At 74.1% G+C, this 11,504-nt stretch carries 8 protein-coding genes; 6 read left to right on the forward strand and 2 right to left on the reverse strand.

Annotated features, from left to right (window positions below):
* Nucleotides 1-188: 188 nt before the first annotated feature.
* The gene (locus tag ACFVU9_RS05000; RefSeq protein ID WP_387590246.1) at nucleotides 189-1,652 is read right to left on the reverse strand and encodes a cation:dicarboxylate symporter family transporter; all 1,464 of its coding nucleotides are present in this window, start codon (nucleotides 1,650-1,652) and stop codon (nucleotides 189-191) included.
* A 199-nt stretch (nucleotides 1,653-1,851) separates the two neighbouring features.
* Here ACFVU9_RS05000 and ACFVU9_RS05005 point away from each other — a divergent pair, with 199 nt between their 5' ends.
* The 6 genes from ACFVU9_RS05005 to ACFVU9_RS05030 all read left to right on the forward strand — a co-directional run bounded on the left by ACFVU9_RS05005 (nucleotide 1,852) and on the right by ACFVU9_RS05030 (nucleotide 10,483).
* Complete coding sequence (locus ACFVU9_RS05005) at nucleotides 1,852-3,669, forward strand: ATP-binding protein (protein ID WP_387590007.1); 1,818 nt, start codon at nucleotides 1,852-1,854, stop codon at nucleotides 3,667-3,669.
* 59 nt (nucleotides 3,670-3,728) lie between these two features.
* A complete protein-coding gene (locus ACFVU9_RS05010) occupies nucleotides 3,729-4,442 on the forward strand; it encodes a response regulator (protein WP_380490092.1) in 714 nt (237 codons plus the stop codon).
* A 252-nt stretch (nucleotides 4,443-4,694) separates the two neighbouring features.
* Nucleotides 4,695-6,182 carry a diaminobutyrate--2-oxoglutarate transaminase family protein gene (locus tag ACFVU9_RS05015; RefSeq protein ID WP_387590010.1) on the forward strand — a complete coding sequence of 496 codons (1,488 nt, stop codon included), beginning with the start codon at nucleotides 4,695-4,697 and terminating at the stop codon, nucleotides 6,180-6,182.
* A 146-nt stretch (nucleotides 6,183-6,328) separates the two neighbouring features.
* Nucleotides 6,329-7,792 (forward strand): pyridoxal phosphate-dependent decarboxylase family protein, encoded by a 1,464-nt coding sequence (locus ACFVU9_RS05020; protein WP_380437349.1) that lies wholly within the window; start codon nucleotides 6,329-6,331, stop codon nucleotides 7,790-7,792.
* A 514-nt stretch (nucleotides 7,793-8,306) separates the two neighbouring features.
* Nucleotides 8,307-9,185, forward strand: a complete 879-nt coding sequence (locus ACFVU9_RS05025) for a tRNA-dependent cyclodipeptide synthase (RefSeq protein WP_387590012.1) — start codon at nucleotides 8,307-8,309, stop codon at nucleotides 9,183-9,185.
* A gap of 44 nt (nucleotides 9,186-9,229) precedes the next feature.
* Nucleotides 9,230-10,483 carry a cytochrome P450 gene (locus ACFVU9_RS05030; protein WP_387590015.1) on the forward strand — a complete coding sequence of 418 codons (1,254 nt, stop codon included), beginning with the start codon at nucleotides 9,230-9,232 and terminating at the stop codon, nucleotides 10,481-10,483.
* Nucleotides 10,484-10,615: 132 nt separating this feature from the next.
* Here ACFVU9_RS05030 and ACFVU9_RS05035 read toward each other — a convergent pair whose 3' ends face one another.
* Nucleotides 10,616-11,413 carry an inositol monophosphatase family protein gene (locus ACFVU9_RS05035; RefSeq protein WP_380437347.1) on the reverse strand — a complete coding sequence of 266 codons (798 nt, stop codon included), beginning with the start codon at nucleotides 11,411-11,413 and terminating at the stop codon, nucleotides 10,616-10,618.
* Nucleotides 11,414-11,504 lie beyond the last annotated feature (91 nt).

Here is an 11,504-nt window from a genome sequence, read left to right on the forward strand (position 1 = left end):
GGACGGCGAAGGGTGAACGGCGAACATCGGACGGCGAACAGATAACAGCTGACAGATAACAGATGTTGAAATCTGTTATCTGTCAGCTGTCGGTTGCCGCCGTTCAGCCCTCGGCGGCATCCCCGGCCCGGCGCCGTTCCGGGGGTTGATCAAGCGGCGCCGGGCCGGGGGTGTCAGGGGTGAGGCCGTCAGGCGGCCGCCGGGGCGGCGCTCGCCGCCGGCGCGCCCTCGGGCGCCGGAGCGGGGCTCACGGCCGTCGGCGCCGCGTCCTGGCCGCCGTGCGTGTCGATGAGCGTCCGCTCGTCGAACGGCAGCTCGCCCGCGAGCACCCGGCGCGCTCGCTCCGCGTCGAGCTCGCCCGTCCAGCGTCCGATCAGGACGGTGGCGACCGCGTTGCCCGCGAAGTTGGTCAGCGCCCGGGCCTCCGACATGAACCGGTCGATGCCGACGATCAGCCCGACCCCGTCCACCAGCGCGGGCTTGTGCGACTGCAGTCCGCCGGCCAGCGTGGCGAGCCCGGCGCCGGTGACCCCGGCCGCGCCCTTGCTGGCGATCACCATGAAGACCAGCAGCGACAGCTGCTCGCCGATCGACATCGGCTTGTCCATCGCCTCGGAGATGAAGATCGACGCCATGGTGAGGTAGATCGCGGTGCCGTCGAGGTTGAAGCTGTAGCCGGTCGGCACGGTGATGCCGACGACCGGACGGCTGACGCCCAGGTGCTCCATCTTGGCGATGAGGCGCGGCAGCGCGCTCTCGGACGAGGACGTGGAGAGGATCAGCAGGAACTCGCGGCCGAGGTAGCGCAGGAGCGCGAACACGTTGACCCCGGCGACCAGTCGCAGCAGCGCGCCGAGCACCACCACGACGAACAGGGCGCAGGTGACGTAGAAGCCGATCATGATGACGGCGAGGCTCTTGAGCGCCGCCGTGCCGGTCGCCCCGACCACGCCCGCCATGGCGCCGAACGCGCCGATCGGCGCGACCCACATGATCATCGCCATGACCCGGAACACCAGCCGCTGGACGTGCTCGACGCCGCGGAGCACCGGGGCGCCGGCGTGCCCCATCGCCTGAAGGGCGAAGCCGACGAGCAGCGCGACCAGCAGGGTCTGCAGCACCTTGCCCTCGGTGAGGGCCGAGACCAGGGTGTTCGGGATCATGCCGAGCAGGAAGTCGGAGGTGGACTGCGCGCCGCCGGCCGCCGCCTGCGCGTGGCCCGACTTGGCCAGCGCGGCGGTCAGGTGCAGGCCGCTGCCGGGCTCCAGGAGGTTGCCGACCACGAGCCCGATCGCGAGGGCGACCGTCGACATGGCGAGGAAGTAGCCGATGGCCAGTCCGCCGACCTTGCCGACCTTGGCGGCCTTGGTGACCGAGCCGATGCCGAGCACGATCGTGCAGAAGATGACCGGGCTGATCATCATCTTGATCAGGTTGACGAAGCCCGTCCCGATCGGCTTCAGCTCGACCGCGAACCCCGGGGCGGTCAGGCCGACCACCACGCCGGCGATCACGGCGGCGATGACGGCGAGGTAGAGGTAGTGGGTGCGGTCCCGCTTCGCGGCGGGAGGCTGCGCGGCCCCCTCCGGTGCGCGGCGCCCGTCCGGCTCCTCCTCGCGTCTGCCCCCCGAAGGCTTTGCGGCTCCAGCGATCGACATCTGCGGCTCCTTCGCCCTGCAGTCCTGGCGGCCCCGGGTGGTGGGCCGCTCCGACTATCAGGCCCGGGAGTGATGGAGGTCACGTTTGCGTTCATAGAGTTCGCAAAGGCGCATCAGCACCCGCACCCGCACCCGTCCCGTCGCGGAGCGCGCGCCCCCGGGGTCCGCGGAGCCGTGGTGCACACTGGCAGGCATGTCCGTGCGCACCCCCACCGCCACCGCGCCGCGCCGGCTGCTCCGCGACCCGCGCCGCCTGGTCCGCAGCCTGGCCGGACAGCTGTTCGCCGTCCAGGTCGTCATCGTGGCCGCCGTGGTGGCGGGCGGTGCCGTGCTCGCGTACCTGTTCACCGCCGACCGCACCGAGGAGGCGGCCCGCCGCGAGGTGACCGCCGTCGCCCACGCGGTCGCCGACTCGCCGACCGTCCGCGCCGCCGTCGCCGGGCCCGACCCGACCGCCGTCCTCCAGCCGTACGCCGAGCAGGTCCGCGTCGACGCCGGGGTCTCGTTCATCACCGTCATGAACACCGACGGCGTGCGCTGGACCCACCCCCTGCCGGAGCAGATCGGCAAGCGCTTCCTCGGTCACATCGACTGGGCGCTCGCCGGGCAGACCCGCAGCGAGACGTACACCGGCACGCTCGGCCCGTCGGTACGGGTGGTCACGCCGGTCCTGGACGAGCAGCACCGGGTGATCGCGCTCGTGAGCGTGGGCATCACGTTGGAGAGCATCTCCGAGCAGCTGACCGGCCCGCTGCTGGCGCTGGTCGGGGTGGCGGTGGCCGCGCTCGCGGTCGGCGGGGCCGGGACGTACCTCGCCAACTCCCGTCTGCGCAGGCACACCCACGGCATGGGCCCGGCCGAACTCAGCCACCTCTACGAGTACCACCAGGCGACCCTGCACTCGGTGCGCGAGGGCCTGGTCCTGCTCGACCGCGCCCACCGGGTGGTGCTGTGCAACGATGCCGCCCGCGAACTCCTGGGCCTGGAAGGGACGGTGGAGGGGCGGCCGGTCGCCGGGCTCGGCCTGCCGGAGGCGCTCGTCGCGGCCGTGCTGGGCGACGGGCCGGTCCGCGACGAGGTGCACCTGACCGCCGAACGGGTCGTCGTCCTCAACACCTCCACCATCGGCACCGGCCTCGGCCGTGTGGTCACCCTCCGCGACCACACCGAACTTCAGTCGCTCAGCGGCGAGTTGGACTCCGTGCGCGGCTTCACCGAGGCGCTCGGCGCACAGGCCCACGAGGCCGCCAACCGGCTGCACGCCGTCGTCTCGCTGATCGAACTCGGGCGCCACGAACAGGCGGTGGAGTTCGCGACCGCCGAACTCGCCCTCGCCCAGCAGCTCACCGACCGGGTCGTCGCCGCCGTCAGCGAGCCCGTCCTGGCCGCGCTGCTGCTCGGCAAGGCCGCCCAGGCGGCCGAGCGCGGCGTGGAGCTGACCCTCGCCGAGGACAGCCGCATCGACGACGGCGTCCTGCCGCCCGGTCTCTCCGCCCGCGACCTCATCACCGTCCTCGGCAACCTGATCGACAACGCCGTGGACGCCGCGATCGCCGGCGTCGCCGACAGCCCCGTCCCGCCGGAGGTCACCGTGACGGCGCGGATCGACGACGCGGACGACCACCTGGTGCTGCGCGTCGCCGACACCGGGGCGGGCATCGACCCGGCGGCCGTCGAGGACGTGTTCCGGCGCGGCTGGAGCACCAAGCAAGACGGCCGCGGTCACGGCCTCGGACTGGCCCTCGTCGCGCAGGCCGCGCGGCGCAACGGCGGCACCGTCGAGGTCGGCCGCGAGCGCGGTGCGGTGCTCACCGTCCGGCTGCCCCTCGCGGGGAAGGCCGGCGAAGCGGGGTCGGCAGGCGGCGCAGGGTTGGCGAGTGGCGCAGGGGCGGCAGGCGGCGTAGGGGCGGCAGTCGGCGCAGGGATGGTCGGAGGCGCGGGGACGGTCGGAGGCGCGGGGAAGACCACCGTCGCGGGAAAGGCGGAGAGAGCGGCGGAGGTGGTCTCGTGACCGCGGGCTTCGGGCCGCCGGACGCCTCCGGGGCCGCCGCCCCGGCCCGGGCCCCCGGCATCCCGGTGCTGATCGTCGAGGACGACCCCGTCGCCGCCGCCGCGCACACCCTCTACGTCGAGCGCGAGCCCGGCTTCCGCGCCGTCGGCACGGTCCACAGCTGCGCCGACGCGCTGCGCTTCCTGGAGCGCGCCCGCGCCGCCGGGACCCCCGTCGGCCTCACCCTGCTCGACCTCTACCTGCCGGACGGCCACGGCCTCCAGCTCTGCCGCACGCTGCGCGCCGCCGGCCACACCACCGACATCATCGCGGTGACCTCGGCCCGCGACCTCGCCATGGTCCGGCAGGCGGTCTCGGCGGGGGTCGTCCAGTACCTGCTGAAACCGTTCAGCGCCGCCGCCCTGCACGACCGCCTCGAACGCTACGCCCGCTACCGGGACAGCCTCGGCCGCACCGGCGAGGCGACCGGCCAGGACGAGGTCGACCAGGCGCTCGCCCTGCTCCGGACGCCCGAGCGGACCGCCCTGCCCAAGGGCCTCAGCGCGCCGACCCTCGACACCGTCGCGGGCGTGCTGCGCGAGGCCGCGACCGGGCTGTCGGCCGCCGCCGCGGGCGCCGCCGCCGGGGTCTCGCGGATCACCGCGCGCCGGTACCTCGAACACCTCGTCGACATCGGGCTCGCCGTGCGCGAGCCGCAGTACGGGAGCGTCGGGCGGCCGGAGCTCTGCTACCGCTGGAAGGCGGGGGACGGGTCGGCCGGGCGCCGCGCGTGACGCCCCGGAGGACCTGGCGTGCGGGGAGCCCCCGAGAGCCGGCCGGGAGTCGGCGGCGCAACGCCCCGGAAAAGAAAGCGGCGCAACGCCCCGGAAAAAGAAATCCGCCGTGCGGCCGTGACCGCTCGCCCGGGCACTCGTTGGGGAGGGCGGGGAGGTTCACCCGGTTGGGTGGTTCCGGGCACCCCGGGGCGTCCGGCCAGGTCAGGGGCGATAAAGTTAGGCTTACCTAACTTCTCCTGGGGGTATGTCTTGTCGCTCGCCGCCATTCCCGCCCAGGCGCCCGGCGAGGCCGTCCTGCGCCGCCAGCGCGTCCGCGAGTCCTCCGCCCGGACGTACGCCCGCTCGTTCCCGATCGTCCCCGTCCGGGCGAACGGCATGACCGTCGAGGGCGCGGACGGGCGGCGCTACCTCGACTGCCTCTCCGGTGCCGGGACGCTCGCCCTCGGGCACAACCACCCGGTGGTGCTGGAGGCGATCCGCCGCACCCTCGACAGCGGCGCGCCGCTGCACCTGCTCGACCTCGCCACCGCCGAGAAGGACGACTTCACCACGGCCCTGTTCGAGAGCCTGCCCCCGGAGTTCGCCGCCCGCGCCCGGGTGCACTTCTGCGGTCCGGCCGGGACGGACGCCGTCGAGGCCGCGCTCAAGCTGATGCAGACCGCCACCGGCCGCTCCGGCGCCCTCGCCTTCACCGGCGCCTACCACGGCATGACCGCCGGCGCCCTCGCCCTCACCGGCAACACCGCCGTCAAGGAGCCCCTGCCGAGCGGCGGGGACGTCGTCCGGCTGCCCTACCCGTACGGCTACCGCTGCCCGTTCGGTGTCGGCGGCGAGGCGGGCGCCGACCTCTCCGCCACCTACGTCGAACGGCTGCTGGACGACCCGTCCGGCGGCGTCACCACCCCCGCCGCCATGGTCCTGGAAGCCGTCCAGGGCGAGGGCGGCGTCGTGCCCGCCCCCGACGGCTGGCTGCGCGCGATGCGCCGCATCACCGCCGAGCGCGGCATCCCGCTGATCGTCGACGAGGTGCAGACCGGCGTCGGCCGTACCGGGCGGATGTGGGCCGTGGAGCACAGCGGCGTCGTCCCGGACGCCATGGTGCTCTCCAAGGCCATCGGTGGCAGCCTCCCGCTCGCCGTCGTCGTCTACCGCGAGGACTACGACGGCTGGCGGCCCGGCGCCCACACCGGCACCTTCCGCGGCAACACCCTCGCCATGGCCGCCGGTGCCGCCACCCTGCGGTACGTCGCCGCCCACGGCCTCGCCGAGCGCGCCGCCGTCGTCGGCGACCGACTGACGTCGCGGCTGCGCGACCTCGCCACCGAACTGCCCGCCATCGGCGACGTCCGCGGGCGCGGCCTGATGCTCGGCGTCGAACTCGTCGACGCCGCGGCCGAGCCCGACTCGTGCGGCGCGCGCCCGGCCGACCCGGCGTTCGCCGTCCGGGTCCGCGAGGCCTGCCTGGAACGCGGCCTGATCGTCGAACTCGGCGGGCGCCACGACGCCGTCCTGCGGCTGCTCCCGCCGCTCACCATCACGGACGAACAGGCTGCCGCCGTGTTCGACCGGCTCGCCGACGCGATCGCCTCGGTGAGTTCGGTGAGTTCGACGCCCTCGTCCGCTGCGGCGGGATCGGCGGGATCGGCCGGTGTGAGCGGGTCGGCGGGATCGCCGGCGTCGGGCCGGGACGATGCGGTGGCGGCCCGGGGCGCCGAGAGCGTACGGGAGGGCAGGTGACCGGCGCGGGGGCCGGCTCCGGGCCCGCGCACGACCGGGAACCGGGGGACGAGAGCGGGTACGAGCCCGAGCGCGGGCTCGGGTCTCGGCGCGACGACGACTCCGGCCGCGAGCCCGACCACGAACTCCCCGACGCGGCCTCCCCGTTGGACGCCCTCGCGGGCGGCGCCGGCGGACCGGGCGCGCTCGGCCCCCTGCTCGCCACCGTTCTCGACGCCCTCGACGCCGGCACCGGCCTGCGCGCCGGCCCGCTCCCCGCCGGAAGCCCCGCCGAGCTCACCGCCCTCGTCGCCGACGGCCTCTCCGGCGCCCACGGCCGCGGCGCCCTCGCCCGCCTCACCGAACTCCTCGCCTACGGCGCCGCCGACCCGGCCGACCCCGCCTGCGCCGCCCACCTGCACTGCCCGCCACTCGCCGTCGCGGCCGCCGCCGACCTCGCCGTCAGCGCCCTCAACCCCTCCCAGGACTCCTGGGACCAGGCCCCCGCCGCCACCGCCGTCGAAACCGCGATCCTCGCCGAACTCGCCGCCCTCGTCGGCTACGACCCCGCCCGCGCCGCGGGCGTCCTCACCTCCGGCGGCACCGAGTCCAACCTCATGGGCCTCATGCTGGCCCGCGACCAACGCCTCGACGGCATCGTCGAGTTGGACGGCATCCCGGCCGGCGCCAGCCCGCGCATCATCGCCTCCCAGGCCGCCCACTTCTCCGTCCAACGCGCCGCCGCCCTGCTCGGCCTCGGTGAGCGGTCCGTCGTCGCCGTCCCCGTCGACCGCCAACTTCGCATGGAGCCCGAAGCGCTGGAACGCGCCCTGGCCGAGACCGCCTGGGCCGGACACACCCCGATCGCCGTCGTCGCGACCGCCGGCACCACCGACACCGGCGCGATCGACCCGCTGCACGCCGCCGCCGACCTCGCCGCACGCTACGGCTCCTGGCTGCACGTCGACGCCGCGTACGGCGGCGGCGCCCTCCTCTCCGACCGCCTCGCCCCGCTCCTCGACGGCATCGCCCGAGCCGACTCCGTCTCCCTCGACTGGCACAAGCTCGGCTGGCAACCCGCCGCCGCCGGCGTCTTCCTGGTCCGCCGCGCCGAGACCTACGTCTCCCTCGCCCGCCGCGCCGAGTACCTCAACCCCGTCGACGACGAACACGCCGGCTACCCCAGCCTCCTCGGCCGCTCGCTGCGCACCACCCGCCGCGCCGACGCCTTCAAGATCGCCGTCACGCTGCGCACCCTCGGCCGGGACGGGCTCGGCCGGCTCGTCGACGCCTGCCACGACCTCGCCCGCACCGCCGCCGAGGTCGTCCGCGCCGAACCGTCCCTGGAACTCCACGGCGAGCCCGTCCTCACGACCGTCCTGTTCCGCTTCCGCCCGCGCGGCCTCACGGACGGCGAGGCGGTCGACGAACTCAACGGGCAGCTACGCCGGTTGCTGCTGCGCACCGGACGGGCCGTGGTCGGCCGCACCGAATTGCCGGGGGAGGGTCCCGGGAGGGTCCGGCTGAAACTGACGCTTCTCAACCCGCACACCACGCCGGGGGAGGTCGGCGCCCTGTTGCGCGAGGTGGTCAAGGCGGGCCGCAAGGTGGCCGGGGAACGGGCCGGCTAGGGCGCCGGGGAACCGGCCGGCCGGGTCGCCGGGAAACCGGTCGGCTGAGGGCGGGCGCTCCGGGCCGGCCGAGACGGCCGAGTCGGCCGGCGCGGTGGGGCCGAGGGGGCGGCGATTCCAAAACAAATCCCTTTTCCCGTCGCCGCGTTGGAGGAAGGCACACTGGTGTGAGAGGCTGTCCGGGCGATATTCGCCCGCCTCCGCCATATCTTCGTGGACACACTCCGGATGGCTGTACAGGCTGATTTCGGCCGACCGCTGATCACATTTCGCCAACCCCTGTGCAGGGCTTGCGGAGATCCCGAACGGCGGCGGTAACTTCGGGTGGTCGCCGCCCCACCATGCGCACACGGCATCTCGGGTCAGGCCGCCTGACCAGGCGCGCATCCTCCACTGCGACGGGTCCACCCGCACCTAGGGGTGAACTCCGCCTACCCGCCGTGCACTTCTGTGAATCGCGGTAATTCCCCCTGAAGACGGTCCTGTGACGATCGCTGTGAAGCGGAGGCAAGGCATGCGTGAATCCCTCCTGGACGAAGCCCCGATAACCGCCGGAGCCGGTGGGTGCCCGGCCGGATTCCCGGCCCCGTACGAGGCGCTGCCGTACTCATCCCGGTGCCGTGAGATCTGGCGCCGCGGAGAACACCTGCTCATCGGCGTCAGCCCGGGCAACAGCTATTTCAGCCACCGCCGGATCACCGAACTCCTCGGGTGGGGGCGTCAGTTCTTCGAGCGGACCGACATCGTCTACGCCGACCTGCACGTCAGCGCCCAGTTCGAGTCCTTCGGCTACACCCCCGAACACGCCGGCCGCCGCGCCCTGAAAGAGGTCAAGGCGACGGCTCGGCGGATCGAGCGCGGGGTCGAGGAGGCCGGGCGCCGGGACGACGTCCGGGTGCACGCCCTCTCCTCCTTCGCCGGCGACCCCGTGTACCGGCGGCTGCACGGGCAGATCGTCGAGGCCCTCCACGCCGACCGGGTCTTCCGCGACGCCGCCGAGGGCATGGCCCGCGGTTTCCTGGCGGCCCGACTGGACGAGGGCCTCGCGCCCAGCGAGCCCCAACTCGCCGCCGGAATCCAGTACATCGCCGCCGAGCTGCCGTTCTTCCTGGACACCCCGGCCCTGCTGGGGGTGCCCTCGTCCGTCACCTGCTACCACATGCAACTCCCGCTCACCCCCGTCCTGTTCGGCCGGGACGAGGGCCTGCGCGCCGTGCCCGGCCAGGGCTACGCGGTGATCCGCCCGGCCGCGACGCGGACCGGCACCGCGTCCGAGGTCCCGTCCGCGGCCCCGTCCGAGATCGGGTCCGACGTCGGGTCCGACATCGGGTCCGATGTCGTGCCCAGTGCCTCGCTCGACGCCGAGCCCGCGCTGCCCGCGCGCGCCGCCTGACCGATCCCAAGCCGCTCGAACCATCTCTCCGAGGAGCCACACCCATGACCGTCACCGACCCGGTGACCACCGAGCCCGCCACGTCGAACGGCGCACCGCAGGGCGGCACGTGCCCGTACGCCGAGTTCCCGCTCCCGCGCCGGGGGGACGTCCTCCCGGCGGAGGTGGCCGTACTGCGCGAGGAGCGGCCGATCGCCAAGGTCCGTACCCTGACCGGCGATCCCGCCTGGCTGGTCAGCAGCCACGCGCTCGCCAAGCAGGTGCTGGAGGATGAGCGGTTCAGTCTCAAGGACACCGCCAACCCCGGCGTCCCGCGCCAGTACGCGCTGACCATCCCGCCCGAGGTCGTCAACAACATGGGCAACATCAACAGCGCCGGGCTGCGCAACGCCGTCATGAAGACGCTCTCCCCGCGCGCCGACCGCGAACTCGACGGCTGGCTCAGGGCCGAGGCCCACCGGCTGATCGACGGGCTCGTCGCCCAGGGCGCCCCCGGCGAACTCCGGGACGGCTTCACCGAGCCCTACTCCGCGGCCCTGCACTGCCGCCTCCTCGGCATCCCCACCGACGACTGGCGACGGCTGATGGCCGGCATCGACGTCGCCTTCATCACCAGCCCGACGCCGTTCGCGGGCGCGACTCCCAACTGGTACAAGGACCTCGGCTACATGGTCGGGCAGCTCAACGCGGACCCGGAGCCGACGGAGGGCCTGCTCGGACGGTTCGCCGAACTGCGCCGCTCCCCGGACGTGTCGGACCGCGTCAGCGACGAACTGCTCGCCACCGTCGCGCTGTCGCTGTTCGGCGCGGGTGCCGTCTCGACGTCGTCCTTCCTGCTCAACGCGATCGTCTACCTGTGCGAGCAGCCCGAACTCGCCGACCGGCTGCGGGCCGAGCCCGCGCTGGTCGGAGCCGCGGTGGACGAGCTGCTGCGGGTCAACCTGTCGATCGGCGATGCCCTGCCGCGTCTCGCGCTCGAAGACGTTCAGGTGGGCGACGTGATGGTCAGGGCCGGCGAGTTGGTACTCGTCCTGGTCGAGGGTGCCAACTACGACCCGGCGGTCTTCCCCGACCCGGAGCGGATCGACTTCGGCCGGACGAGCAACCCGCACCTCGCGTTCGGGGCGGGGCGCCACTTCTGCCCGGCCTCGGCACTCGGCCGCACGCACGCCGAGATCGCGATCACGGCGCTCGTCGAGCGCCTGCCCGCCCTGCGGCTCGCCCTTCCGGCCGAGCAGTTGGCGTGGCGGCCGGGGTTCATCAAGCGGCTGCCGGAGCGGCTTCCGGTCGTGTGGTGAGCGGTCGTGTCGTGAGCGGTCGTGTCGTGAGCGGTCGTGTCGTGAGCGGTCGTGCGGTGACCGGCCTCCGGCGGCCTGCCGGCCGTCCTCGGCGGCTGTCGGAGGGGGAGGAGGGAGAGGCCGTGGAGGGGCTCAGTCGGCCATGAGGATGCCGCGGGCCAGCTCCCAGGTCTCCGGGTCGGCGGCGACCAGCAGGCCGTCCTCGCAGCCGGGGGCCTCGGGGCGGTAGGTGCTGCCGTCCATGCGGGCGGCGACGCCGCCGGCCTCGGCGAGGAGCAGGCCGCCGGGGGCGTGGTCCCAGGGGAGCGTGCGCCAGTAGAAGACGAAGTCGGTGTGGCCGTCGGCGACGTCGGGGTACTCGATGCCGGCGGCGTTGCGGCCGGGGGAGAGCTCGCCGAAGGCGGCGGCGTTGGCTTCGAGGCGGCGGCGGTGGTCGGGGTCGAGGAAACGGCTCTTCACGATGCCGCGCAGCTTGGCGGGGTCGTGGGGGGCCGGTGCGCGGGTGAGGCGGGCGTCGTCGCGCCAGGCGCCGGCGCCCAGTTCGGCGCGGTAGGCGGTGGCGGTGGACGGCTGCCAGATCCAGGAGGCGACGGTCCGGCCGCTGCGGACGAGGGAGCACATGACGGCGTAGTCGGGGCGGCCCGCGACGAAGTTGGAGGTGCCGTCGACGGGGTCCACCAGCCAGACGGCGGGCTCGGAGTGCAGGGCGTGGGCGAGCGAGGGGTCGGCGGCGACGGCCTCCTCGCCGACCACGGGGACGGGCAGGAGCTCGCGCAGCCGCCGTTCGATGATCGCCTCGGCCTCGCGGTCGGCGACCGTCACGATCTCGCCGGGAGCCTTCTCCATCACCTCGCCGGCCGCAAGCGCGCGGAAACGCGGCTCCACCGCCTCGGCCGAAGCCTCGGCGAGAATCTCCGCCACCTTGTCCATCAGCACGTCCGCGCTCCCTTCGCTGGTTACCACTTTCGCACGACCGTGCGGGGGTGACCTGCGGGGGTGACGACTGACAGCCGACAGATGA

Source organism: Kitasatospora sp. NPDC057936, assembly GCF_042887525.1.
Lineage (GTDB): Bacteria > Actinomycetota > Actinomycetes > Streptomycetales > Streptomycetaceae > Kitasatospora.